The following is a 26,026-nucleotide window of genomic DNA, read 5'->3' on the forward strand; positions in this document are numbered from 1 at the left end:
AGTATCTCCTCTCAGTCAGAAGGGGTTGCCGTCACTGATGGCGATCTGGAGGCGGTCCAGAGGTTCGCCGAACATGCCCGCGAAGGTATCCCCGCCATAGCTGGTGCCGTCGTCACAGACAGTGGGCAGCCATCCCTGGCGGGCGGCGGTCTGACTGCGGTACCAGGCCTGGGCGAGGGTGCGCCCTGCCGGTGTCGTGTAGTGCAGCTGCACTGCGTCAATCACCTGTCCCGACACCCCCGCGCACCCGTTCACGGTGTCGTTGATGTCGGAGCGGTCCACCCAGTCGAGCCAGTCGCCGCCCAGCATGTGGACCCGGTAGCGCAGGTTGCCCTCATCCACGCGCACGGTCAGCAGGTCGTGGGCAGAGCAGGGCAGGCCAGCGAACCCCTCGTCGCCCGGCCCGTAGTCGGTCACCTCGTCGAGCCAGTCGCCGCCCTGCCGATGCAGCCGGTAGTGAACATGGGCGGCGAGGCCGGGCCGGACCTTGGACGTGCCCATAAGGGCGGGGGGCGTATGTCCGGTGTCGGGCAGGCCCCGGGCGATCCGGTCGATCCTGGACAGGTCATAGGTACCGGGGCACCGGGTGTTGAACCAGCGGCTGTGCGGGTACAGGGGCAGGTCCCCGTACACGGCGCGCAGGTCCCGCACCAGTTCGGCGACCGTCCGGTAGTCCCCGTCGCTCTGGCGGGGGTTGCACTCTATCGAGATGCTCGTGTCGTTGCCGCCCGACCCGACGCCCACGCCGTCCCCGCACGCCCAGGCGCGGTCACCCGGGGCAACGAGACAGGCCACACGCCCGTCCTCGACCACATAGTGGGCGGACGTGCCGCGCGCACCGGACGTGAATGTGTGGATGACGCCATCGAAAGTGGGGCCGTCGCTCGGGTCGCCCCACCAGTGAATAGTGATGGATGTGATGCCATACGGCCTGCCGGGCGTGAAGCAGGCGGCATTGTACTGGGTAATGTCCTGGTAGGACATGGATACCTCCTCGCAGGAAAACGCCACCCAGGCGGGCGGCACGAACAAAACGGAACCGCGTGAACGCGGTCAGGCGGTAAGCAACATGAGCGCCAGGCAGAACGCCAGGAGCCGTCCCACACACCACGACAACGTCAGCCTGACCGCCGCCACCACCACCGCACCGACCGCGACCACGGCCAGCAAGGTCAGGCAGAATAGAGCGACGGTCTTCAATCTCGGCAGCCGCATACGACCTCCTCTCAAAGGGATAAAAGAAAAGCCACCCGGACGGAGTGGCATGCATGGAGGAAGGGACTGGTCAGCCCACGGTTGACAGGACCTTAATCTCCTCATAGATCTTCGTGCCCGTCCCATTGCCGCCCAGGCTGTGGTACGCCTGGTAGATGCGCTCCACCTCCTCCATGGCCGCCAGCGGGATACTGCCCAAGGAAACATACCTGGCATGGATCTCCAGCAGTTCGGCACGCAAGAGGGTGCGCAACCCGGCCTCCACTGCGCGGTCCCGCTCCTCCTCCTTGCGGTGCCCGTTCAGCAACCAGCCGCAGACACCGGTCAGGACGGGTATCAGCATGGGAAACACCAGGTTCTCCACCAGATCAATCAGCATTTCGTTCATCGTGCCTCCGCCCAGAACATCTGGCCGCTGAAGAAGTTGGCGGTCGTATTGTCCAGGTCGTGCACCTCCGCGTATCAGCCGAAGCAGGAGTCATCCACGACGGCGGCGATGGGCGACCAGGTTTCATCGACGACATCCTGACTGGTTGCGTTCCTGGTGGTCTGTTCACGCAGCTCATCCATGAGGGCCCGCGCGGTTGAAGTTGCCCGGCTCACGTCCGAGTATTGGAATTGTGGCACGGCCGGGCAAGAATGATGCCCACAGGGGAAAGGTAGGAAAGCCTGCGGGCAAGTTTTATGAGGCTGGCTGGCATTCGGTGTCGCTCAGCCGCCAGCCGTTATTCAGGAGTTCGAACAGCGTGGGGACCCAGGGGATGTACCCATAGCGGAATGATGTGGCCAGGCAGTCGTACATAGGCTGTCCTGCTGGCCCGGTTTCTGGGTCGTCATGGGCTTTGCACAGCTTGATGCTCGCGTCTTGCTTCCAGTGGGGCAAACGGGCGACGACAACCTCGCGATGATCCTTGGGGCACTCGAGCGATTGGTTGACTCCAACAGTAATAGCCCTTTGTAACCGGTTTGAAGAGGTGCTGCTCATGATAAAAAGGGAGGGGTGAGGCACGTTACTTCATCACAAAGATAGCCGCTCGGATACCGGAATCCCAGGCGCAAGGAGACAAAAGTAAAGGCCGGACACAATCGCCCGACCCTTACAGTTAAATCAACTATATTTAACTATCGCACTCAAACGACAGTTTGTCAAGTCGCCAGGCGCATTCCCTCTGCGCACTCCAGCAGCTCAGGTTTTGCCCACTGCCATACGCCCCTGGTTTCGGTCTCCACAGGATGAAGCAGTCCCCTACTCCGCCAATTGCTCACGTCGCCCCTTTTGATCTCCAACCCTGTCTCCCGGCAGACCCACTGGGCGGCCACCTTGGGTTGCCCGATGATGTACTGTCCCTCCATACGCTCACGGCGTACCCGTCTGACTTCGGCCACCATCCACGCGTTTCCGCACTTGCTGCAGGTGGACATGGTGTCGTCGGGCAGTCCGGACAGCTCGGCCCCACAGGTAGGGCTGAGGCAGTGTCCGTGGATGATGCGCTCCTCCGGCGGTGTTATATGCAGTTGGACCTTCCGGTTGGTGCGAGTGAGGTCGCGGTAGTCACGTCCGCTGTTAGGCGCGTTCGCCAGCCTGCCCATCCTGCCGGCCAGCTTGGTGAGGAGCTGCAGGGCCTCGCCGGCCCATAGGCCGATGTCGCCTGCCACGTCCTGGATGATTTCCTCCGCATAGTCGTACAGGCTGGCGGCGGTCATGTCTATGAGGGTTGGTGAGAACACGGACCTGACGGCTCTCTCACCGTGCGGCTTATGGCGCACCTCGCGACGTTCCATACGCTTCAGCTCGTACATGCCGAGCCTGAGATCATGGATTGTCTTGGCAAGTTCCTGCCGGTGGGCTTTGCACAGGGGTCCGCGCGGCAGTCCCTCGCATATCGGGCATTGGTTTCTGGTCAAAATTTGGGTCCTTCCTTCTTGATGTTCGACTCCCAGGAGATGGTGACGTGCATGGCATTGATGACGGCTTGCCTGTACCTGTACCTGCGGGTGATGCCATGGTCGGAGGCCGTTTCGTGGATACCGGCCAGGGATTTGGTTTGATCGGATGCGTAGCTCAAACTTCCTCCCGGATAGTCCCCGTACATGCTTTTACATCCCTTACTCGTCCGTTCCTCGTCCCACCCGCACCCGGGTTTTGCCGGACACTCAGAGGGTTCTTTTTGCGGTTCGTATGGTTGCTCACTTTGTGCCTCCTATCATGCTGCTGAGGTCTTCGGCACCAAGCCGCTCAACCCCACCGCCGATAAAGTGGCCCGTTAGGCGGGGTTTTGGTTCTGGCTTGGGCGGTTCAATGACAAGCTGGGCGGCTTTCATGGCCTTGACGCGAGCCTCCTGGATTGGGGCCCCCTGGCGAGTCTGGGCTATAAGGGTCCGCCTGTATGGGATTGACCGGGGACTGCTGATGCCGATGCCGTCCTGCTCCATGAGCTCATGGATTCGTACCGCATCGGGGATTCGCGGGCCTTGGATGCGGCGGATGCCTGCGTTGACGTCCCCGCTGAGCATCCACCGGCCCGTCTCGTTGTTCGCGTAGAAACGTCTGACGGATTCCATCGCGTCGGCCAGGTTCGCTTCGGCCCGAAGCTCCTCATGAAAGGTGCGCGCCTCCAGGTCGGTGATGGGTGCGTTGCCGTGGTGCGCCCGTATCTTGGCAAGCACGAGGGTGCTTTCGGCGAGGGTTAACATGCGGGTATCTCCTTTCTCTGGATCTGCGGAATTTCCTCCTGCGCATACCGGGCTATGAGGGCGGCGTTCGCATCCTGGTTCTGCTGAGCCCTGCTCGCCTGCCGGTCCGGCTGCCTGGCCCGCGGTTTGGGCTTGTTCTTCCAGCCGCCATCGTGGAGCCATTTGGATGCGGCGGGAATGTACCGGGGGTCCCGTTGTTCGTCCCGGAGCATCTGGGCTCCCTGAAGCAGGGCGACGAGGTTCACGCGTTCCGTTCCGGTCCGGCGCAGGACGCGTTTGAACTCGCGGACGGCGGCATCGGGGTAGTCGTGGTTCGGGTAGAGCGACCAGAACTGTCGGAACTGGGCCGTCTCATCCGACGACGGCTCCCTGACGGGCTGCCGGTCGGCGTCGGCCCCCGTTGGGGGGTTGGGGGATTTACCGTCGGGTAAATGTTCTTGTGTTCTGGTGTTTTTGTGTTTAGTCCGGTTCAACTCGGATTCATCACGATGAGTCGCTGTTGAATCTCTGTTGAATCTGCGCTTTCGGTAGTTTTCTGCGTTCCTTTCCCTGCTTTTCTCCACCTGGTCACGCCTGCTGTTGTGCTCCGTGTAGTCATGGATCACATACCCGCTGTTGCCGTCCGGCTCCAACAGCTCGACCTTGCACAGCGCGTTGATCTCCTCATCGGTGACCCCGAGCACATAGCGAAGGTCACGATCGGAAATGCGACCGTCCGTCAGATTGTCCGAGCAGTAGGCGATGGCGAACACGAACGCCCCTACTGCAGATGGGCAGACGACACGTAGCTCCTTGACCTTCCCGTTCAGGTAGAAGTCGTTTTTCAACTTCGCGTAACCGCGTCTACCGGCCATGACAGCCCTCCTTTCTTTTTCCTTTCTTTACTGCCTCATTGGCATCCGCATGACTTGAACTGTCCGCCCGTCAGGTTCCGCCCGGCCTTGGTGCCGACCTGCCCGCAATCGCACCGGCATACCAGCATGACGTCGGCCCCGCTTCGTCCCGCATAGCCGAGCATGGTCAGCATCCCGAGCCGTCAGTCCCCGGGAGCCTCGATGCGACGCACGCACCCGGGAAACAGGACCCTAGCCCCTAGAGAGGGTGCAGCTCGCGCTTGTCCTCGGCTGGTGGTGCTTGGGGTCGATTTGGCGCAATCGGCAAGTGACCATCAGTGTTCCCCCTGTCAAGCCACGCCATGGAAAGCACCCTCGACGTGTTGTACGCGTTGTCCGATCCACTTCATGACAGGCACCGCCATGCTGTTGCCAAGGGCTTTGTAGCGGGGGCTGTCAGGCGCGTGGCTCGCCCCCCTGTACGGGATGTCGGCCCATCCGTCCGGGAAACCCTGGAGGCGTTCGCATTCGGTGGGGGTGAGACGACGTATGGGGCAGGGGCCGGTCACATAACTGGCGGCCTTGCCCTCATGAGCTGTCAACGTGGGGGCGAGGTCCTCGGCGATGGACGAATTGGAACCGCTGTCCGTGGCGCACAACACGGCGGGGTTATGGTCGATCTTGGGTGTCGGGCTCTCTTCCTCGCCTAGCGTCGTGGAGTTTGCCTTACCGCTCGCGTAGGGCACGGAGGTGCATCCGTGGCCGCCACCCTCTTCTGCGTAAAGCGCAGGCCAGGCGTGGTCGCAGTCGTGGATACTGCGCGACTGGACGTCCCACGGGGTCAGGCAGCTGGCACCATCATCTGCGCCTCCAGTGCGTCCTTGAGCCGGTCCGGCAAGGATTTGCCTCTTTTCGCGGATCGACGGATGATCCCAGCGCAGGCCTTCGGGCTCAAAAAGTACCTCTGCGGCACGCTGGTCTCCAAGACTGCCGACAAGGAACAGACGGCGGCGGCGCTGGGCCACTCCGAAGAACTGCGCGTCCAGTACCCGCCATGCCAGACCGTACCCGAGGTCATCCAACGCGCCGAGCAGGCATCCGAAATCACGCCCGCCCGAACTGCTGAGCGCTCCCGGGACGTTCTCCCAGACGACCCAGCGAGGACGGAGCTCACGTACCGCCCGAACATACTCCCACATGAGTCCGGAGGCACCGTCGAGACCGGTTCGGGTCCCTGCGACGCTGAAGGACTGGCAGGGGCTTCCCCCGACCACAAGGTCGGCTGATACACACTCTCCATGCTTGCTCCAATCGATCTTCGTGATGTCCCCAAGGTTCGGCACGTCCGGGAACCGGCGGGCCAGCACCGCCGAAGGGAACGGGTCGATCTCACTGAACGACACCGGGACCCAACCCAACGGCCCCCACGCCACGCTCGCCGCCTCGATGCCGCTGAACAGGCTCACATACCTCACTCGACTGCCCCCGGCCCGAGACCGCCCCGCTTATGCACACAGCTTGCGAAGATGTGCGGTTCACTCATGTTCTTCCCTTTCCTTGTTCACGTCCTCCGCTCCTACGATGCGGGCGAGCGTATCCAGTCCATCGGCACGTACTGGTCCATGTTCGCCTCGCCCCTGCCAAGACGGTGGAAGACCACCATCCCGTAGTCGACCCCGCGTTCGCCGCCTCCTGCAGAGCTTGACCCAGCCAGTCCGAGAGCGAGAACCTGTTGGCGTTCTTGCATGCCAGAACCAGACTCCCCGTGGCTTTTGATGTCGCCCTCATCGGTGTTCCCGTGTAGGGTCTTCCGGCGGATCATGCCCTCGGGGTCGCTTATACGGTCACGCAGGTACCGCAAGACGGCGGCCTCGAACCTCGTACCCTTGTCCTTTCTTCCGTCTGCTTATGCGTACGCCTCCCAGGACGGCCACCCGCAACCCAAGCAGCGGCCCACCATGCCGACCGCGCCACCGCACTCGGGGCACACGCGGTCAGGCTCGGGCGGCGTTTCAACCCCGGCGAACGGGTCAAAACTCAGGTTCGTCATTGCCGCCCCCTACCCACGGGTCCTGTTCCGGCGCACCTGTTTGTCCACCTGCCGGTCCCGGTGCGCACGAGGCCGATGACGCGGGAATCGGGGACGCTCCCCCACCCCACGCGAACTGCTCACCGAACCCAGCACCGCCGCCCGAATTGCCGCCACTATTATTGTTCCGAGTCACCTGGGCGGTGCTCCGAGTCAGGGCCGGGCCAATCTCGTCCAGGCACAGCTCCACGAACATACGGTTGTTGCCATTGCGGTCCTGGTAGGAGCGCTGCACCAGACGGCCCTGGGCAATCACCCTCATGCCCTTGGTCAGGCTCGCCTGCATGTTCGAGGCCAGGGGCTGGTGCTGCGTATCCCATGCCGAGCAACGCATGAACAGAGCATCCCCGTCCTCCCACTGACCCGATGTCCTGTTGAACTGCCTGGGCGTGGAGGCGATGGTGACGTTCGCCACTCTGCCCCCGTTCGACGTCGACCGAATCTTAGGGGCCGCCGTCAGGTTGCCGATGATGGTAATGATGGCTTCTCCGGCCACGTCAGGTCTCCTTCTTGAAGTCGTCGATTACAATCGGGTTGTCCTCGCTCCGGTAACGGCGAGTGACAGGATGTGAACGCTCGGCTTCCCAGTTGCATGTATAGCCATGCCAGATGGTCTTGGCACACGACGGAGACCAGCACTTGCAGCACTCGCCCTGGGTGAGCCGGGAACAAGTCGAACAAGGACAGCCGGCCCTGGTTGATAGCGTCATGAGTCGGCATCCTCTCGATGCTCCGGGTAGCAGTAGAGCCGGTCCAACACATCTCCCCTCTGCCAGCCGTACTTGACGACTCCCAGGTCGAAAGCGGTTTCCGCGTCGTCGACTCCGCACACCAGCTGGTGCAACTCGGAGCGAAAACGGGTGCCGTCGATTACGTGCCCGTCCCTGTAGATGGAGATGAATCTGATGCTGTTGGGCACACCGCAGTCGAACCGCCACCCGTCCTCGGGGACGTGCACCGTATAGCCATGCACCTTGCGCTTGCTCATGAGCGCTCACCCCTTTCCATGCACCAGCCGAACCCTGCCAGGGCGGCCAGGTCAAGCAGACCAAGCTGAGGGTGTGCGAGCGTCCAGCAGGAAGCGAACACGCACACCGCGCCGCAGAAACCGGCGGCGCACAGCCAGAGGAAATCAACGAGAGGCATCATCGGAATCACCCACCTTGCCGAGTTCATCAAGTATCCTGTCCGCCTCGGCGGGCGTCAGGTTCGCGGAGCCCAGGTTGCCGGTGATCTGCCTGCCGATCAGGCGGCTCACCGTCTCCCTCTGCTCGGCGGGTACACTCACCCCCGCCGCCGCCAGGGCCGCACGGATGCGCGTCAGGGACGAATCCGAGGCGGAAGCGAACCGTTGCCTGCTCACAAACCCCCGCTGCTGGCGCTCCGCCTCCCTTGCGGCCGCCTGTTCGGAGCCGCCCTCGTCGCCCGAAGACAGGTTGAAGGCGCTCGTGATCGCGTACCGCTTGCAGCTGGTCCATGTGCCCGCGTCCTTCTTCACATCCTTCCCCGTCAGCACGCACGGGTAGTCGAGCAGATCCTCGGCCTGGCCCGTCTTCACGTCCACGACCCGGACGCGCACCGCCTTGTCCGCCAGGTGCGTGGACAACCACAGGTCCTGCTTTGCCAGGGCATCGGTGACAGCCTTGTACAGGTCGTCGATCGTCGAGTACCTGACCCGGTTACCGCTGATGATCAGCCGGCCGGACTGCTCCGGTTTCATCTCCATGCGCGCCTTCTGCAGGCGCTCCCACACCGTCAGCTCCTGCTCAGCCTGCTCCTGCTTTGTCTTGTTTTCCTGACCGCTCATACTTCCATCTCCTCGTACTCTCTGTCGATCCGCCAGCCGGGGAACCCCATCGTGCGGGGAGTCTTGTCCAGCCCGTACTCCCCCATGCGCCGCTTCCAGTCGTCCGGACTGTCACGCCTGAACCCGGCCAGCTCATCCAACGCCTGCGCGATACGCTCACCGGCCAGCACGGTCTCCGGGCCATCCTCGTCCATCCGCCACACCATGTAGTCGTAAGGACGCTTCTTCTCCTGCACCACGAACTCGAACCCGAGCAGGCCCTGGAAACCGGTCAGCCGGTACAGCATCATGTAGAAGGCCGCCTGGATGTGGTAGCCGAAACGGGCCGCCTCGCCGGGGAACTCCCTCGGGTCCGCGCTCGTAGTCTTGTAATCACGGATACGCAGCACCCCGTCCTCGTCCGGACCGTCAGGCAGCCAGTCGAACTTGCCCTTCAACCGCAGCCCACTCCCCGGGTCGTCCGCGACCACCACCATCTCCGGCCTGCCGGGAAGCGACCTGAAATACGGGGCCGAAACAGCCCCCATCTTCCGCAGACGCTCCCTGTCACCGGAGGAGACAACCACCGCGTCCGAAGCGCGCAGCTCCTCCATCAGGGCCTTGCCCGCCTTCGTACGCAGATTCGGCCTGTCGACGACCTCCGCACCAGTGCCCAGCACCAGCGCATGCGCCGCCTTGCCAAAATCCAGAGCATCACCGGACACATCCAGACCATGATCGAGATAATCCACATACGACAACGGCGACACCATGAACCGCTTCAACGCAGACTGATCCAACGCCGGGTCAGCGAAGTACTCCCGATCCGCCATCTCCTTAATCTCAAACCCCATCAGTTGCCCCCTTCAATTCGGCCTTCAATCACGGTGTCGCTGTCAAACCTGGCGCGAACATGCATGCCCGTTATTTCCCCCGGGTCCAAGCGGTCAAATAGAACACTCATTTCCTGTTTCCTTCACGATTGTTTTGTTTGATTCCCTTGACTTGCGCCTGCTCCTCAACGTGCGGTGACGATGACGACGACCGGCATTCACAGCATTGACAGCATTCACGCGACTATTCGCGACCAACACCCACCGCGACAACCGCTCCACCTTGTCCGCCGCATCATCAAGCACCCTGTCCGCCTCGTCAAGATCGGACGGTCTGCAATAGTTCCGTTTCCCCAGACGCATCACATGGTCACCGCAGAGCGTTTTGAACGTACGCTCCGGTATCCCGCCCACATACTCACGGGCCCCCTCCTCACACAGCAATGCCCTGCTCATACCGCCATCCCCACATCCGAGAGACGGTACCGGGAGCAGGCGTGCCCGCTGGGACTGATGCCCTCACGGTCCACGCACAAGACCAGGCCCTTACGGACCAGCTCGGGAAGACGACTACGAACCGTGCTGTCCGCCAGCCTGCGCCCCAACCGCTGCTCCACCTCAGCCTCAACCTCCCACTGCGTGAAAGGCCCCGGTCTTTCAGAACACAGACGAGACAAGGCCTGCAGGGTAAGAGCCTGCATACGACCAGTCCTTACCTCAGCCGCAGCCGCAAACGACGTCTCAGGATTACCCCTTCGCGTCGGAGCGGTTGATACACTGAAATCCGACATTGATTGCTTACCTACTTTCTTTGTCATCGCCGCAGTGGCAGCTGCGGCATTCTTCTTACTTGGGCAAGAATCAGAGACGATGACGATAGGACTCGAAGCATGATCATCTCTTCCATCGGGGTTGCGACAGGTCCCTCCGGGTGAGACGAAACGACAAGTTCGAGCAGTCCTTCACCTAGCCTTAGCCAATCCACCTCACGCCACCAGACTGCTGTCAGACAAATCTTGCTTACGCATGGCAGCATCGAACTCAGCTGATTTGATCAAGTCGTTAAAGGTGATACCCAGCCATTCAGCCACCTGATTCAGATCCTCGGTCGAAAATGGCTTTTGAAACCTGAACCGCTCGTATACGTATTTCGGGTCCCTGCCCAGTGCCTTTGCCACGTCCTTACCGCTATATCCGCAACGGGCCGCTTCCGCCCTCACTGCCCGGATCACCCGAGTGGAGGATTGCTTGAGTCTCATTTTTGGCACATCCTGATAGTGCCATATTTGGGACTATCTGTCAACCAAGAACGGTACTTATTGCAAAAAGTGCCAAAATTGACTACTATGAGGAACATGAAAGAGATAGACGCATTCACTGACCAGGCGATCAAAACGATTGAGTCCACCAGGCAGGAAGTGGGCATGACGACTCAGGAACTCATCCAACGTTCCGGAATCAGACGATCCACGTTCTTCAGAAAGATGCGCGGGGATACCAGCTTCACCACCGAAGACATCGATGCGCTGGCCAGAGCCATGGGAGTCGACCCATTCCTTATCCTCAGCAACGCGGCCGAAAGAGCCGATGCAACCAAAAGAACCGACATGGATCTCTCCTGGCTCCCCGAGGAGGAGAAGGTGGCCTACGTGCTCGACAAGGTCAAGGCAAACGACCAGGCGTTGGCGGCCATGAACGACCCGAACAAGGAGAAGGAAGCAGAAGGCGGCGATGGCAGATAAGGGCCCGAGGCTCCTGGACGGCCTGATGTCGACGATGACATACGGGCAGATGCGCTGCTACACCGACACCCTGGACGTCACCATCAGCAGCGCACTCCTGCCGGAAGGCATGACCGGCTTCTACGATGAAGCCACCAGAACCATCCTCATCGACCGTAGGCTTACTTACTGCCAGAAGCGCTGCACACTCGTCCATGAACTCATCCATTGGCAGCATGCCGACACCACCCGCTCAGGCGTGTACGGGTCGCGCATAGAGAACCGAGCACGACGAGAGACCGCACTCAAGCTCGTGGACCCAATCGAGTACCAGACCGCCGAAACCATCTACGAGGGGGACCCCTACCAGATTGCCTGCGAACTTGACGTGACCCTCCAGATTATTCAGGACTACCAACGGATACTCGACACAAACCACTCGCACTACAACGCAACACGCTAATCGAATCAGCCATATTCGCCATACAAAACGACTGATGGCCTGCTTACAGTCACAGCGGACAAGGAACCATCATGAACCCGCTGTCGCAGCCGCATTAGCGCCCGTACTGACGTTGTCAGTCTGCGGCACTGCCGAGACCACGACCAACATGAAGGACAAACCGGCAGCGATCCCGCAGATTCGCCAAGTTAAACAGTAAGTGAAACATCGTCAAGCAGGTGGACACGAGACCGGCATCACCGGTGAAGACGGCAAGGACGTGGCCATCTGGACGGTGGTCAAAATCATCCCCGACCCGACCTGCTCAGACCACGAACCTCGACAGCCGGAGCACGACCATTTCGTCGAATTCGACATAACCGCCACAAGAACCGAGAAATACAATCCCGCCAAATACGGCTCATTGGATGTCGGCACCACATACCAGCGGTAGTTCCTCCAGAAAAAGACGCCATACAGTGGAGCGGGATTTCTGGATCCATGACCGAAGAATCCTGGATGACGCAAAGTCGATAATAACCCTAGTTCCAGCTAATCACCCTATCGTAATAATCGCCGTCAATCCTTTTTTAATTCACCATATCCCAGACAGCTTCTAGGCAAGACACGAGAGACAACAATCTCAAAAAGCCTCAGAAATTTCTAAAACAAAAGGCCGAACATGAATGCATGAAAGGTGAACGCTATTCGCAGATTTGCCAAAGTCTTTCAGACAGTAGCGCCGGGGACGAAAACGGACAATCCGCGTCAACTTACTCATCATGCTCTTTCAAACCACCAGCGCTTCACCCTCCTTGCTGCGCGGAACAGGTCCTCTTCACCCCGCACAAAAGCTTTTGTTAGGCTTGCTTCGTCAGTGTAGGCAAAAGAAAGGGATATCATGACCAACCCCGAACAGGACCAGAGGCCCTCGAAGGCGCCGAATCCGCTTCCTGAGCCCAAGAAGGAAGAGAAGAAACCGGATAAAAAGGCAAAGTGGCCCAGTATCCTCATAGCAGCGCTTGCCGCTATGGTAGCCGCCAATGTGGGCAGCGGACTTTCTCACCGCACCAAGGCGGAAGCCCCCGTTTCCGTGGTTTCCCAGCAGATGCAGACAGCACCAGACGTGATGCAGCAGAGCCTGGGCATGTGACACCCCCCTATCGACTGCATAAACCTGGCCCCGCTCCGTCGGGGCCTCTTCTTTTCTGCATGGCTCCTGTCGAGGCGTCCGGAACAACGAGGTTCGACACGATCAGCATGACGGCACAGTGACAAACAGCCGACTCGACTCGGTGTTGCAACTCCCATGATATTTGCAATTCTCCGATAATTAGCTGGCACAATTACCCATCAGGAATACAGGAGTCGACTCTGTGCGCTTATGATTCCTAATTTACGTAAACTGAGAGCTCAACGAGGTTCCTGTCCGGGTCCCTGACATAGATGGAGCTGATCTCGCTGCACGCTCCCGTACGACTGACCGGCCCAAGATAATCGTGCGACTGAGTATATAGGACTCGCCCATAAGTTCTCACTCACCTCGATATGAACATCAGTACATGTCGCCTTAGTCGTTGGTGCCGTCGTAAAGTCACCCCCCCTACTGCCGACCGCTGATTCACGGTTTCGAAAGAGCGCAATCAAGCTTGACTCAGGCCTTGAAAAACCGACTGACCACGGCACAACAAACACTCGGTTGCATTCTTCACTTCAATACCCGCTTTGCCATTCGCAGCTGCATACACTGACAGAAAAGGCAGTCATATAGCCCTCGAGATTCGGGCGGACTTCTTCTTCCCCGGACCTTCTGGGCGCTTACAGGCGGGAGTTGACATGAACAGTAAGCAGAACAGAAGAAACGGTCGGCATCAGGATCGGTACAGGATTCACAGTGACGATACAGGGCAACCGAGGCGCCCGGACGCAGACAAGATGGATGAAGCCCCATCTACAGCGCCAGATGAGCCGCTGTTGCCGGAACCGGGCGTGGACCAACAGCAAAACCCGGAAAATGCAGAAGAAGGTAGCCACGCCTCCAGCCGGTCCGATGCCCACGACGCCGGAAGAGAAAAGACCGAAACCACGAGGACCGACGAAGACCACTCCTTCTCAGGCGAATCAGGCACGGCGAGCACAGATGAACCCGGAGCCACAGAATCCGCACCCGATGAAGATGAGCAAGAAAGGACATCAGCAGCGGAAACCGATTCCGGTGAGGATAAACCTGACACGGAAGGACCCGATCGGAAACCGGAAGCCAAAGACGGAGCAGACGGCGAAGGTCCTGCTGTTCCCGATCGCGAGAGGCCCAAGCCCGATATGAGTCGAGCGGATGCAGCCGAGGTCGGCAAGGCAGGTCGCGTCAAGGATGACTCGCCACGAACAAGCCGACCAGATGATCCGCACAACGACAAGAAGCAGGCAGGTACCGGGACCACCGGCAAGCGCGGCAGGACCAAGAATCTCGGTTCCTTCTACCTCGGCCTAGCAGCCGCTTTCCTGGTAGCCGCCTTGGGACTCAGCCTGAGCACCCTACCCATCTTCTTCTCCATCCCCTTGGCTGCGGTCCTCTTCGGAATCGGCATCTGGTTGCTTTCTTACGCCAGCCTCCAATCCCCCGACCAGGCACCGGAACCAGGATCCGGAGCCGACCGGCACACTGCGACGGTTGTGATAACGGCGGTCCTCCTGGTCCTCCAGACATTCATCATGGACGTTTTCATCTTTACCAGGATGGGGTCGGTCCAGAAGTACCAGAACCCGGTCATCATCACCTGGATTCTTGCCACCGTGGTCGAAACCATCGCCGCCTTCGCCTTGATCTACCGCCACAACCCTTCTTCCAAGGCCCCGAAACCTCAGCCCAAGGAGGATGCTGATCAACAGGAGATGTTGCCTCCGAAACAATGACCGACGGAAAATGAGACCGGCTGTGCATCCCCAAAAGCCATCCCGACAGCATAGGGCGTGAATGCAAAAGGTGCATCATCTGCGCCATCTGCATCTTTTGCATCCTCGCCCGCACCAGATGCTGAGATAAATGGGTGGGGCATTGATTCTCATGCCCCACCCATTCGCCACATCCGCACCCGTCCAGCCACATCTCCCACCTGCACCACATGGGAGCCCTAAGCCATATGCTGATAGAGATTGGCACACGTGTCACCGGCAAAACCCGGAATGAAGACCGGACAGAAAGGACAGCCATGCTCTCATTCGTCAACGACTATTCCGAAGGCGCCCATCCCGCAGTCCTTCAGCGGCTGATCGACACCAACATGGAGCAGCTCCCCGGATACGGCAGGGACCGGTATTGCAGCTCGGCAGCACGCAAAATAGCCGAAGCCTGCTCCTGCCCCCAGGCCCAGGTCTTCTTCATGGCGGGTGGCACACAGACCAATCAGACCATCGTCTCCTGCATCCTCAAGCCTTGGCAGGGCCTTGTCGCCGCGGATACCGGACACGTGAACGTCCACGAAGCGGGGGCCATCGAGGCAGTCGACCACAAGGTCCTTACGGTCGAGGGAGACCGGGGGAAGATTCGCCCTGACACCCTGGATTCATACCTTGAAGGGTTCTACGCCGACGGCAACCACGAGCAGATGGTCTTCCCCGGCATGGTGTACATATCCCACCCCACCGAATACGGCACGCTCTACACCCGGCAGGAACTTGAGCAGCTCTCTGATATCTGCCACCGGTATGAGATCCCCCTCTATCTGGATGGCGCCCGGCTGGGATACGGCCTGGTGGCACCGGGGACGGATGTGGACCTGGACGACATCGCCGCCCTCTGCGACATCTTCTATATCGGTGGAACCAAGGTGGGCGCCCTCTGCGGTGAGGCCGTGGTCTTCCCCAAGGGTGACGCCCCAGAGCATATGAGCACGATGATCAAGCGGCGTGGGGCCCTCCTGGCCAAGGGAAGGCTGCTCGGCATACAGTTTGATGCCCTCTTCACCGATGACCTGTACAAGCGGATAAGCCGCAATGCCATCGACACCGCCACAATGATCAAGGAGGCCTTGAGAGAGAGGGGCTATCAGATCTATATGGACTCCCCCACCAATCAGACCTTCGTGCGCCTGGACAACAGGAAGATGGAGGAGCTGGCAGAGCATGTGGCATTTGACTTCTGGGAGCGCAGCGATGCCGACCACACAATCATCAGGTTCGCCACATCCTGGGCCACATCAATCGAGGACACCAAGGCCCTGATTGATCTGCTCTGATTGAACCTGGTCAGGCACGGAGCGTGTGACGACACGACCCCGACTTCGTCCCACCCATCGGTATACTGGTACAGCACCGCCCGCGATTGCCGGGCTGTCGATGTCGTCGTTCCAGCGGAACCGTCATCAGTGCGGGCATAGCTTAGTTGGTAAAGCGCGACCTTGCCAAGGTCGAGACCGCGGGTCCGAGTCCCGTTGCCCGCTCCACTCCCCACTCCTTCCTTTTTGACATATTCTCCCTGGCGCAGTTGGACCCGGAAGTCCCCTGTACCGGCTCCGGGCCCATCGCCACCTATCAGTATGAGAAGGCAGGGACGGCGGCCCCCTTGTAATACCGGTTGATGGCGTCGGCCACATACTTGCTGTGATAGGCGGAAACCAGGGTCTTCATGTCCGGACGTTCCTTGTCGGCGGCCCTGGCCACGATGATGTTGACATAGGGGTGGTTGGCAGGTGATTTGAGACCGCCCGGCACCTGGTAGATGGCATCGTCAACCTTCATGCCGGCATCGATGATGAAGTTGGTGTTGGTGATTCCAGCGGCATAGTCGGGCAGCAGATTCACGATGCCGGTCGGATCCACCTGGTCCAGGACCAGACCCCGCGGATTGCCCACAACATCTTCCGGTACCGGTGTGGTGGCCTTGGGGTCACGCAACGTAATCAGCCCGGCACTGTCCAGGACCTTCAAGGCCCGCCCCAGGTCTATCGGATCATTGGGGATGGCCAGACGCTCACCCGGTTTGATCTGGTCGACGCTGGCGTAACGCTTGGAATAGAGGTTGAGCGGGGAGATGTAAGTGTCGCCTACAGCAGCGAAGTGGTACCCGTTCTTCCTGGACTCCTGCTCCATGAAGGCATAGTGCTGGAAGGCGTTGAGATCCGTCTCCTTATTCGCCAAGGCCTGGTTGGCGTATCGCCCGTACTGGAAGGACTTCAGCCTCACCCGGATTCCGGTGTTGCGGGCATCAAGCTCATGCTGGACTGCCTTCCATATCTCCTCGTCCGCATTGCCCACGACACCGATGCTGATTTCCCGCTCCCCCTGGGTCGGCCGGTTGATACGGACGTATGCAACGCCCATCAGGATGGCCACAACTACCATGAGCACGGACACGACAGCCAGTTCCCTCTTGGCCCTGGTTCTTCTGTTTGCCATCTTCTTCCCCTCTTCCCGGACTGCGCGCCGCCCCGTTCCCGCCTGTCAAACCTTGAAGGCCGGCACACAGGCCCCCTTGTACACCCTGGTGATTGTGTCGGCCACCAGCTTGGAGTGGTAGGCCTTGACCACCTTGGCATAGGTCGGATTGTCCTTCTGATCACTGGTTGTAACGATGATGTTGATATAAGGCTTATTGGCCGGATTCTGCAGGTCGTATGGGACCTCGTGGATGGCATCGTGCACACTCATGCCCGCATCAACGACGAAATTGGCATTGGTCACCCCACCGGCATAATCGGGCAGGAGGTTGAGGATCCCCGCCGGATCCACCTGCTCCAACCGGAGATGCTTGGGGTTCTCAACCACATCCTCAGGCAGGGGGTTGGTGGCCTTGGGGTCGCGCAGACCAATCAGTTTGGCATCTGCCAGGACCTTCAATGCGCGACCCATGTTGGTGGCGTTGTTGGGGATGGCCACCTTGTCGCCATCCTGGAATTGGGAGGGCTTGGAGTACCTCCGTGAGTAGAGGTTCATCGGAGAAATGTAGGTGTCCCCGATGACCGAGAGCTTGTAGTGGTTCGTTCTGGCGTCATCCTCCAGATAGGCATAGTGCTGGGCGGCATTGAGGTCCACCTCCCGGTTGGCCGTGGCCTGGTTGACGTAGATGGCATCCTGGAAGGGCTTCAGCCTAATCCTGATATATTCGTTCCGGCGGTCCAGCTCCTGCTGGACCGCCTTCCATATCTGATCATCGGAACTGCCGATGACCCCTATGGTGACCGTCTGGGCCCCGGCACCGGTGCGATCCAGGTGGAGGTCGACCCCCACGACTGCCGCCAGGAGAAGCATCATGACCAGGCTCAGGACCGCCAGCTCCTTCTTTGCCCGGCTTTTCCGACCCGTACGTTTGGTTTGTGCCACTCTGCTCGACCCTCCACCCGGCGCTCAGTGCTCGATGACCTCGGCCAGGAGCCGGCCGAAGAGTTCAATCAGGGCAATGAAAATGACCAGAACGATGATTGTGGCCATAGTCACGTCATACATGTACCGCTGGTAGCCCAGCCGGATGGCGAAGTCCCCCAGCCCGCCTCCGCCCACGATACCCACGGTGGCCGTCTCCCCCACCAGACTGACGATGGTGATTGTGGTCACCCGGATGATGGCCGGGATGCTTTCACGAAGATACACGTGCCAGATAATCTGCCAGGTGGACATGCCCATGGATTCCGCGGCCTCGATGTATCCCGGATCCAGACCCGCCAGGGCGGACTCTATCTGTCTGGAAAAGAAGGGGGTGATTCCCACAACCAGGGGGAAGATGGCACCCTTGGGCCCGATGGCCGTCCCCATCAACAGCCTGGTCAACGGCACCAGGGCGGCCGCCAGGATGATGAAGGGGATGGATCTGAACAAGTCGATCAGTTTGTCGAGGACATTGAAGACCAGACCGTTGCGCCTGATGCCGTTGCGGCGGGTCACAATCAGGCCCACACCGATAATCAGGGACAGGACGAAGGAGATGACTCCGGATACCCCGACCATGACCAGGGTCTGGACCAGGCTGTCGAAGAACTCGGGAAGCCGGCTCATCACATTGGGGAACCAGGCGGTAAGCAACGATGTCATGACTTGAGAACCTCGATTCCGATATTGCGACCCTTCAGGTACGCCAGGGCGTCCTCGATGTGCCCCTCCGTCCCGGCGACCTTGACCACCAGGCCCCCTAGTGGAGAACCCTCGACCACATCGATATCACCGAAGATGATGTTGACATCCAGGTCGAAGGCGCGGGAGATATGCGAAACCAAGGCCTCTGATATCTCCTTGGAGACATAGGACATGCGCAGGATGACCTGCCCCGGATCCAGGGCCACCAAGGGCGAATCCTGGGCCAGGAGGTCGGTGATCTTGTCAAGATTGGAGGTGGTGTCCACGAATGACCTGGTCAGCTGGGCCTGGGGGTCGGCGAAGACATCGAAGACCCTCCCCTGCTCCACAATCGTGCCGTGGTCAATGACTGCGATCTTGTTGCATATCTGCCTGATGACGGACATTTCGTGGGTAATCAGGACCACCGTGATGCCCAGGCTGTCATGGAGGTCACGCAGAAGCTGGAGGATGGACTTGGTGGTGTTGGGGTCCAGGGCGCTGGTGGCCTCATCACTGAGCAGGATGTCCGGCTCGTTGGCCAGTGCCCTGGCGATGGCCACACGCTGCTGCTGACCACCCGAGAGCTCTGCAGGGTAGTGGTCTGCCAGGTCCGACAATCCGACCAGGTCCAGAAGTTCGGCCACCCTGGACGCCCGCTCAGGTTTCCGCATACCGCCCCCAAGAAGGGGAAGCTCCACATTGCCTGCCACGGTGCGGGAGGGCATCAGATTGAAGTGCTGGAAGATCATCCCGGTGCGCTGCCGAAGGGAGCGCAGATCGGCCGGATTCAGGTCACGCACCTCCCGTCCCCGCACCCTGACACTGCCCGAGTCGTACCCCTCCAGGCCATTGATGCACCGAACCAGGGTGGACTTCCCGGCTCCGCTCAGGCCGATGATGCCGAAAATGTCCCCCTCCTCGATACTCAAGGAGACTTCAGCCAGGGCCGTCTTGTCCTCTTCATCGTCACTGCGATATGTCTTGGTGAGATCACGAATCTCCACCGCCGGTGTCTGATCGTTCACCTTCCCGCCTTCCATGTCGACTGAGTGTCATGGTAACGACCGCCAAGGCAGGGAACCAAGCCATTCCTTATAGGTCTTATTTATGAGCGCTTATTGTTGGGCGGAAGGGCGGGGCGGGAGGCGGTCCACCTGTGTGACATCCGGGCCAAGTGAACCCTCCTGCGGGTACCCGGTGGCAGAATGAGACCATGACCAATTCCGTCATGTCCGCCGGACCGCCATCCGCCACCGACCGCCCCCTGGGTAACCCACAGGGCAGTCAACCCACCAGGGTTCTCCTGCTCGGATCAGGTGAATTGGGGAGGGAAATCTGCATCAGCCTGATTCGGCTGGGGGCGTGGGTCTGCGCCGTCGATTCCTACCAGGACGCACCGGCGGCCCAGGTGGCCCAGTCTTCCAAGGTTCTGCCCATGACCGACCCCGAGGCCCTGCGTGCCCTGATTACTGAAATCCGACCGGACCTGATTGTGCCCGAAGTAGAGGCCATCGCCACCGATCAACTGGAATGGGCCGCCAAGCAGGGCATCCAGGTTATTCCGTCTTCCGGACTGGCCGCCATGTGCATGGACAGGGAGGCCCTTCGAACCTTCGCCCATGACACCGTGGGCCTGGATACGACCCCCTATCGATTCGCCCAAAATCCGGAACAGCTCCGCCTGGGAGCCGAGCAGGTTGGGTTGCCCTGCATCGTCAAACCCGTCATGAGTTCATCCGGGCACGGGCAGACCATGGTGCGCACCTGGCAGGACCTGGATGAGGCCTGGCGGGTGGCCCAGACGGACGCCAGGGCGGGAGGACATGAGGGCCGACCCTGCAGGGTGATTGTCGAAGCCCTGGCCCCCCTGGCCCACGAGCTGACCATCCTGACCGTCTCCTCCAGCGCCGGAATCGCCACCTGCGAGCCCATCGGACAGTGCCAGGAGGACGGGGATTACCAACAGTCCTGGCAGCCCGCAGGTCTGGACCAGGCCATATTGGAGGGGGCAACCTCCATGGCACGAAGGCTGGTCCTGGCCATGACCAACCTGGCCCGGAAGCAGGGGGAAACCGGCTGGGGGGTGTACGGGGTGGAGATCTTCGTTCTCAAAGACGGCCGGATCCTTTTCAACGAGGTGTCACCAAGGCCGCATGATACGGGCATGGTCACGATGATCTCCCAGCGGCTTTCGGAGTTCGACCTCCATGCCCGGGCCATCCTGGGCATCCCCGTCCGTCAAGAGGACCTGGAACTCATGCTGCCTCCGGGATGGAGCGCGGCCAGTAAGGCCGTGCTCACCCGGGGCGAGGGAGAGGTCACCTTCACTGGAGTCCCCCGGGTCCTGTCCGAACCCGGCACCGATTTGCGCATCTTCTCCAAGCCCGAAGTCCATGGTCAACGACGGATGGCCGTTGCCCTGGCCGAGGGGTCCGACCAGGATGAGGTCAGACGGAAGACCGACCGGATGGTCCAAGGACTTCATGCCCGGGTAGGTATAAAGACTGAACACAAATCCAGGGGCCGGAGCGAACGGCAAAACAGGATTTAAGACTCCTCGTACCGCCACGCCGCTCCTGACGAGTCCCGGATTTGTAACTCGGCCTTGGTATTCTGGCCTCGTCCGCAGTCCGGTTATTTCCAATTCGCGAGCACGGCTCAGGAAGGCGAACCATGGAAAAGTTGGGAATGCTCTACCAAGGCAAAGCTAAGAAGCTCTACGAGACGGATAATCCAGATGTGCTCTGGGTCGAATACACAGACCAGGCGACGGCAGGTAACGGGGCCAAGAAAGAGAACATCGCAGGCAAGGCCCATCTCAACAACCAAATCACTTCGGTGGTCTTCAACCTCCTCGCCCGGAGGGGGATTCCCAGCCATTTCATCCGTCGGATTTCCGACACCGAACAACTCAACCGACACATGACCATGTTCCCCCTGGAGATTGTCATGCGGAACAAGGCCGCAGGTTCCTTCGCGGAACGGTACGGGGTCGAAGAAGGCACCGCCCTCAAGCAGCCGGTCCTTGAGTTCTTCTACAAGTCCGATGCCCTGAACGACCCCTTCATCAACCGGGAGGACATTCTGGCCCTGGACCTGGCCTCCGCGCAGGACCTGGATATCATTGCCTCCAAGACCCGCGAGATCAACCAGGCCCTGACCGCCATCTTCAAGGCCATCGAGGTTGAATTGGTGGACTTCAAAATCGAAATGGGCCGCTCCTCCCAGGGGGTCATCCTCCTGGCCGACGAAATCACCCCCGACACCTGCCGCCTATGGTCAACCCGGAACCGGGATGGGGGCATCACCCACCTGGACAAGGACATCTTCCGCAGGGACCTGGGAAGCATCATTCCTGCCTATCAGACCATTCTGGACGGTCTGACCCGCCTGGATCGGGCCGAAGAGACCGGGCAGGACTGAGGCCGGTCTATGCCGAACCTGGAGCACCTTCTCCCCCATCATTCCTTCTGATTTCAAACGCCAGCACTCAGAGAGGCACCTTCCTTGGTCTTCCGTGTCTATACAGAAAAACAGCCCGGCTTCGATGTGGCGGCCCGCCAGCTGACCGAACAGATCCATACCGTCCTGGGCATCCACCAGCTGCAATCCGTCCGCCTGATCAACAGGTACGACCTGGAGGGTATCGATACCGAACTCTTCGAGGAAAGCCTGCCCACGGTATTCAGCCAGCCTCAGACCGACCGGGTCTCCCGAACCCTGGACCAGGCACTGGCGGCAAAAGACCCTGGAAGGGACGCCCATGGCGATCCTTCCAGGGTCTTTGCCGTTGCGGCCCTGCCGGGCCAGTTCGACCAACGCGCCGATTCGGCGGCCCAGTGCGTCCAGCTGATTGGACAGGGGCAGCGGCCCACCGTGGCCACCGCAACCGTCTATGTGCTCCTGGGCGAACTCAGCGATGACCAGGTGTCGGCCATCCAGGATTACGTCATCAACCCTGTCGAATCCCGATTGACCGGCCTGGAGAAGCCCGAAACCCTACAGTTGAATCCGGGCAGCCCGAAAGAGGTGCCCGTCCTGACCGGTTTCCGAGACCTTGACGAGCAGGCCCTGCATGATCTGATGACCAGTCAGGACCTGGCGATGGATCTGGACGATATCCGCTTCTGTCAAGACCACTACCGGCAAGAGGACAGGGACCCGACCCTGACCGAGCTGAAAGTAATCGACACATATTGGTCCGATCATTGCCGCCACACCACGTTCGGCACCGACCTGACCAATATCGAAATCGACGACAAGGTAGTCCGCCAGGCCTTCGACAGGTATCTGTCCCTCAGAAAGGACCTGGACCGCCAGGACCGCCGTCTCTGCCTGATGGATATGGGCACCATCGGTGCCCGATACCTGAAGAAGGAGGGGATTCTGCGGGGACTGGACGAGTCCGAAGAGGTCAACGCCTGCACCGTTCGCACCACCGTCGACGTGGACGGGGAGGACCAGGATTGGCTGTTCCTCTTCAAGAACGAGACCCACAACCATCCCACGGAAATCGAGCCCTTCGGAGGGGCGGCAACCTGCATCGGCGGCGCCATCCGTGACCCCCTGTCGGGACGCAGCTACGTCTACCAGGCCATGCGGGTGACGGGAGCGGCCGATCCCAGAACACCCTTGGAGCAGACCCTGACCGGCAAGCTGCCCCAGCGCCGCATCGTCCAATCAGCGGCCGACGGGTATTCGTCCTACGGAAACCAGATCGGTCTGGCCACCGGGCAGGTCCACGAGCTCTATCATCCCGGATACCAGGCCAAGCGCATGGAGGTCGGCGCAGTCGTGGCGGCCACCCCCGCCGACCATGTCATCCGTGAGGAACCAGCCCCCGGCGACCTGATCATCCTGGTCGGCGGTCGGACCGGGCGCGACGGGATAGGTGGAGCAACAGGCGCTTCGAAGTCGCAGAACACCGAGAGCCTCGACGAGTGCGGAGCCGAGGTGCAGAAGGGCAACGCCCCTGAGGAGCGCAAGCTGCAACGTCTCTTCCGCCGTAAGGACGCCTGCCGCCTCATCAAGCGCTGCAACGATTTCGGAGCGGGCGGCGTGGCAGTGGCCGTGGGAGAGCTCGCGGACGGCCTCAGGATAAACCTGGACCGGGTTCCACTGAAGTACCAGGGTCTTGATGGCACGGAAATCGCCATCTCCGAAAGTCAGGAACGGATGGCTGTGGCCGTGTCGGCCCGGGATGCCCAGACCTTCATCGGGTATGCCGGAGAGGAGAACCTTGAAGCCACCGTCATCGCCGAGGTGACCGAGGAACCCAGTCTGCATATGACCTGGCGGTCCAAGACCGTCGTCGACATCCCCAGGGAGTTCCTGGGATCCAATGGTGCCCCGCATCAGGCGAGCGCCCATGTCCCAGCCGGGCGCGACTACCGCACCCCCTGGGACCACCCGGGGTCGCTGGAGTCGCGATACAAGGAGCTCCTGGCCGATATCAACGTATGCTCCAACAAGGGGCTGGCCGAACGTTTCGATTCCACCATCGGCGCTTCCACGGTCCTCATGCCCTTCGGCGGCGCCAGGCAGTTGACCCCGGCACAGGCCATGGTCTCCAAGCTGCCGGTGGACAGATCCACATCGACCGCCTCCGCCATGGCCTGGGGATTCAACCCCTATATCAGCCAGTGCAACCCCTATGCAGGTGCCTATCTGGCCGTCGCGGAGAGCCTGTCCAAACTGGTGGCATCCGGATTCAGCCGTTCAAGGGCCTATCTGAGTCTTCAGGAGTACTACCCCAAACCGGGGCAGGACCCTGACCGCTGGGGTCTGCCGGTGGCCGGGGTCCTGGGGGCACTCCAGGCCCAGCTCGACTTGGGTGTCGGAGCCATAGGGGGTAAGGACTCCATGTCCGGCAGTTTTGAGGATCTGGACGTTCCACCAACCCTGATCAGCTTTGCGGTCAGCCTGGGAAAGGCCCAATCAGCCGTCTCACCTGAGTTCAAGCAGGCCGGCAATCCGGTCTACCTCCTGACCCCCGACGCATCCGACCAGGAACTCCTTCCCTCGGCCAACGGTCTCAAGGCTGCAATGGACCTGATGGAAAACCTGTCCGGAAGAGGACTGGTCAGGGCGGCATCCACGCCCGGGTACGGGTGCCTGGCCCAATCCCTCTTCGAGATGTGCCTGGGCAACCGGCTGGGATTGGCCCTTGACCCCTCCGTGGAGGCAGACCATCTCTTCCGCCCGGCATATGGCAGCTTCGTCTTCGAGCTCGACCGGAACACCCCGATGCCCGACTGCCCTGCCGGCGCATCCCTGACCAGGATGGGAACGGTCGAGGAGGAGTATCACCTGGTTCTGGGGCAGGATGATCTTGACCTGGATGGACTGGAAGAGATCTGGGCGGAAGGCCTGGAGGACGTCTTCCCCTATCGAGGCAGGGGTGAAAAGGTCGAGACCATAGGCCGGCCCGGACCTGATGGAGCCTTCCACCAGGCTGGGGTGGCGCAGCAGGCAGGCGGCAAGGCCAGGGACAAGACCACCGGGCCCACCTTGGGCAGTCGGGCAAAACCCCGGGTCGTCATCCCGGTCTTCCCCGGCACCAACTGCGAGTACGATTCCCGCATGGCCTTCATCGAGGCCGGTGCCGAGGTGGAGACTCTGGTCATCAGGAACCTGACCCCCGAGGACGTTTCCACCAGCAGCCGCGCCCTGGCCGATGCCATCGGATCCAGCCAGATCGTCATGCTCCCCGGCGGATTCTCCGGCGGCGACGAACCCGACGGGTCGGCCAAGTTCATTGCCTCCTTCTTCCGCTCCGACCGGGTGGCCGATGCAGTCCGCGACCTCCTGAAGAACCGGGACGGCCTTATGCTGGGCATCTGCAACGGCTTCCAGGCCCTGATCAAGCTGGGACTGGTCCCCTACGGCGATATCGTCGCCGCAGAACCAACAGCCCCCACCCTGACCTACAACACCATCGGACGCCACCAGAGCAAACTGGTCAACACACGAATCAGCTCCAACCGCTCCCCCTGGCTCTCGGCCTGCAGGGTGGGAGACATCCATACCATGGCCATCAGCCATGGGGAGGGAAGATTCGTGGCCGATCAGGCGGCCCTGCACAGTCTGATACAGCAGGACCAGGTGGCGGCCCAGTACGTGGATGCCGACGGACACCCCTCCATGGATCTGGACATCAACCCCAACGGGTCGTGCCTCTCCATCGAGGCCATCACCAGCCCGGACGGCAGAGTCCTGGGAAAGATGGGCCACACGGAACGCAGCGGCCCCGACCTGTACAGGAACATCCCGGACAGGTGCTTCCAACCACTCTTCCGCTCGGGGGTGACCTACTTTGCCGACTAGGCCACGCACACCAATCCCCGCACATATGGCCAATCCAGGA

General features: G+C 60.7%; 29 protein-coding genes and 1 tRNA gene. 10 read left to right on the forward strand and 20 right to left on the reverse strand.

What is annotated here, in order from left to right:
- Window positions 1-15 precede the first annotated feature (15 nt).
- The 16 genes from BINDI_RS07315 to BINDI_RS04755 form a co-directional block, all read right to left on the reverse strand.
- On the reverse strand, window positions 16-984 hold the full coding sequence (locus BINDI_RS07315; protein ID WP_081830798.1) for a peptidoglycan recognition protein family protein: 969 nt from the start codon (window positions 982-984) through the stop codon (window positions 16-18).
- Window positions 985-1,053: 69 nt separating this feature from the next.
- Window positions 1,054-1,215, reverse strand: a complete 162-nt coding sequence (locus BINDI_RS07510; RefSeq protein ID WP_156149488.1) for a hypothetical protein — start codon at window positions 1,213-1,215, stop codon at window positions 1,054-1,056.
- A gap of 70 nt (window positions 1,216-1,285) precedes the next feature.
- A complete protein-coding gene (locus tag BINDI_RS04695; RefSeq protein ID WP_148301984.1) occupies window positions 1,286-1,603 on the reverse strand; it encodes a hypothetical protein in 318 nt (105 codons plus the stop codon).
- Between the two features lie 74 nt (window positions 1,604-1,677).
- Window positions 1,678-1,818, reverse strand: coding sequence for a hypothetical protein (locus tag BINDI_RS07515; RefSeq protein ID WP_158332598.1), 141 nt, complete (start codon window positions 1,816-1,818; stop codon window positions 1,678-1,680).
- Between the two features lie 543 nt (window positions 1,819-2,361).
- Window positions 2,362-3,120 (reverse strand): hypothetical protein, encoded by a 759-nt coding sequence (locus BINDI_RS04700; RefSeq protein WP_033490426.1) that lies wholly within the window; start codon window positions 3,118-3,120, stop codon window positions 2,362-2,364.
- Window positions 3,117-3,281 carry a hypothetical protein gene (locus BINDI_RS07520; protein ID WP_158332599.1) on the reverse strand — a complete coding sequence of 55 codons (165 nt, stop codon included), beginning with the start codon at window positions 3,279-3,281 and terminating at the stop codon, window positions 3,117-3,119. Before BINDI_RS07520 ends, BINDI_RS04700 begins: the two co-directional genes overlap by 4 nt.
- A gap of 121 nt (window positions 3,282-3,402) precedes the next feature.
- Entirely contained in the window at window positions 3,403-3,909 is a 507-nt protein-coding gene (locus BINDI_RS04710; protein WP_052108813.1) for a hypothetical protein, read from the reverse strand.
- Window positions 3,903-4,763, reverse strand: a complete 861-nt coding sequence (locus tag BINDI_RS07170; protein WP_052108814.1) for a hypothetical protein — start codon at window positions 4,761-4,763, stop codon at window positions 3,903-3,905. Before BINDI_RS07170 ends, BINDI_RS04710 begins: the two co-directional genes overlap by 7 nt.
- A gap of 329 nt (window positions 4,764-5,092) precedes the next feature.
- Window positions 5,093-6,208: a DNA cytosine methyltransferase gene (locus BINDI_RS04720; RefSeq protein WP_052108816.1), complete on the reverse strand. Its 1,116-nt coding sequence runs from the start codon at window positions 6,206-6,208 to the stop codon at window positions 5,093-5,095.
- Window positions 6,209-6,318: 110 nt separating this feature from the next.
- Window positions 6,319-6,489 carry a hypothetical protein gene (locus BINDI_RS07525; RefSeq protein WP_158332600.1) on the reverse strand — a complete coding sequence of 57 codons (171 nt, stop codon included), beginning with the start codon at window positions 6,487-6,489 and terminating at the stop codon, window positions 6,319-6,321.
- Window positions 6,490-6,772: 283 nt separating this feature from the next.
- A complete protein-coding gene (gene ssb, locus BINDI_RS04730; protein ID WP_033490434.1) occupies window positions 6,773-7,327 on the reverse strand; it encodes a single-stranded DNA-binding protein in 555 nt (184 codons plus the stop codon).
- Between the two features lie 210 nt (window positions 7,328-7,537).
- Window positions 7,538-7,819 (reverse strand): hypothetical protein, encoded by a 282-nt coding sequence (locus BINDI_RS04735; protein WP_033490435.1) that lies wholly within the window; start codon window positions 7,817-7,819, stop codon window positions 7,538-7,540.
- Between the two features lie 144 nt (window positions 7,820-7,963).
- Window positions 7,964-8,638 carry a hypothetical protein gene (locus tag BINDI_RS04740; RefSeq protein ID WP_033490437.1) on the reverse strand — a complete coding sequence of 225 codons (675 nt, stop codon included), beginning with the start codon at window positions 8,636-8,638 and terminating at the stop codon, window positions 7,964-7,966.
- Complete coding sequence (locus tag BINDI_RS04745; RefSeq protein WP_033490440.1) at window positions 8,635-9,471, reverse strand: PD-(D/E)XK nuclease family protein; 837 nt, start codon at window positions 9,469-9,471, stop codon at window positions 8,635-8,637. Before BINDI_RS04745 ends, BINDI_RS04740 begins: the two co-directional genes overlap by 4 nt.
- A 431-nt stretch (window positions 9,472-9,902) precedes the next feature.
- Window positions 9,903-10,067, reverse strand: a complete 165-nt coding sequence (locus BINDI_RS07530) for a hypothetical protein (RefSeq protein WP_158332601.1) — start codon at window positions 10,065-10,067, stop codon at window positions 9,903-9,905.
- Between the two features lie 369 nt (window positions 10,068-10,436).
- A complete protein-coding gene (locus BINDI_RS04755) occupies window positions 10,437-10,628 on the reverse strand; it encodes a hypothetical protein (RefSeq protein WP_232340120.1) in 192 nt (63 codons plus the stop codon).
- A 177-nt stretch (window positions 10,629-10,805) separates the two neighbouring features.
- Here BINDI_RS04755 and BINDI_RS04760 point away from each other — a divergent pair, with 177 nt between their 5' ends.
- The 7 genes from BINDI_RS04760 to BINDI_RS04790 all read left to right on the forward strand — a co-directional run bounded on the left by BINDI_RS04760 (window position 10,806) and on the right by BINDI_RS04790 (window position 16,055).
- Window positions 10,806-11,192 (forward strand): helix-turn-helix domain-containing protein, encoded by a 387-nt coding sequence (locus BINDI_RS04760; protein WP_033490444.1) that lies wholly within the window; start codon window positions 10,806-10,808, stop codon window positions 11,190-11,192.
- A complete protein-coding gene (locus tag BINDI_RS04765; RefSeq protein WP_237742930.1) occupies window positions 11,182-11,634 on the forward strand; it encodes a hypothetical protein in 453 nt (150 codons plus the stop codon). Before BINDI_RS04760 ends, BINDI_RS04765 begins: the two co-directional genes overlap by 11 nt.
- Window positions 11,635-11,833: 199 nt before the next feature.
- Window positions 11,834-12,067 carry a hypothetical protein gene (locus BINDI_RS04770; protein WP_033490445.1) on the forward strand — a complete coding sequence of 78 codons (234 nt, stop codon included), beginning with the start codon at window positions 11,834-11,836 and terminating at the stop codon, window positions 12,065-12,067.
- 447 nt (window positions 12,068-12,514) lie between these two features.
- Window positions 12,515-12,766 carry a hypothetical protein gene (locus BINDI_RS04775; RefSeq protein WP_033490446.1) on the forward strand — a complete coding sequence of 84 codons (252 nt, stop codon included), beginning with the start codon at window positions 12,515-12,517 and terminating at the stop codon, window positions 12,764-12,766.
- Window positions 12,767-13,602: 836 nt separating this feature from the next.
- Window positions 13,603-14,526, forward strand: a complete 924-nt coding sequence (locus BINDI_RS07685) for an ICP22 family protein (protein WP_152571138.1) — start codon at window positions 13,603-13,605, stop codon at window positions 14,524-14,526.
- 296 nt (window positions 14,527-14,822) lie between these two features.
- Entirely contained in the window at window positions 14,823-15,848 is a 1,026-nt protein-coding gene (locus BINDI_RS04785; protein WP_033490957.1) for a threonine aldolase family protein, read from the forward strand.
- 131 nt (window positions 15,849-15,979) lie between these two features.
- A tRNA-Gly gene (locus tag BINDI_RS04790) sits at window positions 15,980-16,055 on the forward strand.
- An 88-nt stretch (window positions 16,056-16,143) separates the two neighbouring features.
- Here BINDI_RS04790 and BINDI_RS04795 read toward each other — a convergent pair.
- From BINDI_RS04795 to BINDI_RS04810, 4 genes are read right to left on the reverse strand one after another with little or no spacing between them, the layout of a single operon-like run.
- Complete coding sequence (locus BINDI_RS04795) at window positions 16,144-17,007, reverse strand: MetQ/NlpA family ABC transporter substrate-binding protein (RefSeq protein WP_033490448.1); 864 nt, start codon at window positions 17,005-17,007, stop codon at window positions 16,144-16,146.
- A gap of 45 nt (window positions 17,008-17,052) precedes the next feature.
- Complete coding sequence (locus BINDI_RS04800; protein ID WP_033490450.1) at window positions 17,053-17,931, reverse strand: MetQ/NlpA family ABC transporter substrate-binding protein; 879 nt, start codon at window positions 17,929-17,931, stop codon at window positions 17,053-17,055.
- A gap of 24 nt (window positions 17,932-17,955) precedes the next feature.
- Complete coding sequence (locus tag BINDI_RS04805; RefSeq protein WP_033490451.1) at window positions 17,956-18,636, reverse strand: methionine ABC transporter permease; 681 nt, start codon at window positions 18,634-18,636, stop codon at window positions 17,956-17,958.
- Window positions 18,633-19,685, reverse strand: coding sequence for a methionine ABC transporter ATP-binding protein (locus tag BINDI_RS04810; protein ID WP_202805344.1), 1,053 nt, complete (start codon window positions 19,683-19,685; stop codon window positions 18,633-18,635). Before BINDI_RS04810 ends, BINDI_RS04805 begins: the two co-directional genes overlap by 4 nt.
- A 188-nt stretch (window positions 19,686-19,873) precedes the next feature.
- Between BINDI_RS04810 and purT the strand changes: the two genes are divergently transcribed.
- The 3 genes from purT (at window position 19,874) to BINDI_RS04825 (ending at window position 25,986) form a co-directional block, all read left to right on the forward strand.
- Window positions 19,874-21,211: a formate-dependent phosphoribosylglycinamide formyltransferase gene (purT, locus tag BINDI_RS04815; RefSeq protein WP_081830799.1), complete on the forward strand. Its 1,338-nt coding sequence runs from the start codon at window positions 19,874-19,876 to the stop codon at window positions 21,209-21,211.
- Window positions 21,212-21,333: 122 nt separating this feature from the next.
- Window positions 21,334-22,083: a phosphoribosylaminoimidazolesuccinocarboxamide synthase gene (purC, locus tag BINDI_RS04820; RefSeq protein ID WP_033490453.1), complete on the forward strand. Its 750-nt coding sequence runs from the start codon at window positions 21,334-21,336 to the stop codon at window positions 22,081-22,083.
- Between the two features lie 84 nt (window positions 22,084-22,167).
- Complete coding sequence (locus BINDI_RS04825; protein WP_033490455.1) at window positions 22,168-25,986, forward strand: phosphoribosylformylglycinamidine synthase; 3,819 nt, start codon at window positions 22,168-22,170, stop codon at window positions 25,984-25,986.
- The last annotated feature ends 40 nt before the right edge of the window (window positions 25,987-26,026 follow it).

This window comes from Bifidobacterium [indicum] DSM 20214 = LMG 11587 (assembly GCF_000706765.1).
Lineage (GTDB): Bacteria > Actinomycetota > Actinomycetes > Actinomycetales > Bifidobacteriaceae > Bombiscardovia > Bombiscardovia coryneformis.

Bases quoted from the DNA above. Each gene is read 5' to 3' on its own strand.
- BINDI_RS07315 (WP_081830798.1), bottom strand. From the start codon at position 984: ATGTCCTACCAGGACATTACCCAGTACAATGCCGCCTGCTTCACGCCC.
- BINDI_RS04710 (WP_052108813.1), bottom strand. From the start codon at position 3,909: ATGTTAACCCTCGCCGAAAGCACCCTCGTGCTTGCCAAGATACGGGCG.
- purC (WP_033490453.1), top strand. From the start codon at position 21,334: ATGGAAAAGTTGGGAATGCTCTACCAAGGCAAAGCTAAGAAGCTCTAC.
- purT (WP_081830799.1), top strand. From the start codon at position 19,874: ATGACCAATTCCGTCATGTCCGCCGGACCGCCATCCGCCACCGACCGC.
- BINDI_RS07510 (WP_156149488.1), bottom strand. From the start codon at position 1,215: ATGCGGCTGCCGAGATTGAAGACCGTCGCTCTATTCTGCCTGACCTTG.
- BINDI_RS04785 (WP_033490957.1), top strand. From the start codon at position 14,823: ATGCTCTCATTCGTCAACGACTATTCCGAAGGCGCCCATCCCGCAGTC.
- BINDI_RS04760 (WP_033490444.1), top strand. From the start codon at position 10,806: ATGAAAGAGATAGACGCATTCACTGACCAGGCGATCAAAACGATTGAG.
- BINDI_RS07170 (WP_052108814.1), bottom strand. From the start codon at position 4,763: ATGGCCGGTAGACGCGGTTACGCGAAGTTGAAAAACGACTTCTACCTG.
- BINDI_RS04695 (WP_148301984.1), bottom strand. From the start codon at position 1,603: ATGAACGAAATGCTGATTGATCTGGTGGAGAACCTGGTGTTTCCCATG.
- BINDI_RS04805 (WP_033490451.1), bottom strand. From the start codon at position 18,636: ATGACATCGTTGCTTACCGCCTGGTTCCCCAATGTGATGAGCCGGCTT.
- BINDI_RS04775 (WP_033490446.1), top strand. From the start codon at position 12,515: ATGACCAACCCCGAACAGGACCAGAGGCCCTCGAAGGCGCCGAATCCG.
- BINDI_RS07525 (WP_158332600.1), bottom strand. From the start codon at position 6,489: ATGCAAGAACGCCAACAGGTTCTCGCTCTCGGACTGGCTGGGTCAAGC.
- BINDI_RS04735 (WP_033490435.1), bottom strand. From the start codon at position 7,819: ATGAGCAAGCGCAAGGTGCATGGCTATACGGTGCACGTCCCCGAGGAC.
- BINDI_RS04740 (WP_033490437.1), bottom strand. From the start codon at position 8,638: ATGAGCGGTCAGGAAAACAAGACAAAGCAGGAGCAGGCTGAGCAGGAG.
- BINDI_RS04795 (WP_033490448.1), bottom strand. From the start codon at position 17,007: ATGGCAAACAGAAGAACCAGGGCCAAGAGGGAACTGGCTGTCGTGTCC.
- BINDI_RS04765 (WP_237742930.1), top strand. From the start codon at position 11,182: ATGGCAGATAAGGGCCCGAGGCTCCTGGACGGCCTGATGTCGACGATG.
- BINDI_RS04745 (WP_033490440.1), bottom strand. From the start codon at position 9,471: ATGGGGTTTGAGATTAAGGAGATGGCGGATCGGGAGTACTTCGCTGAC.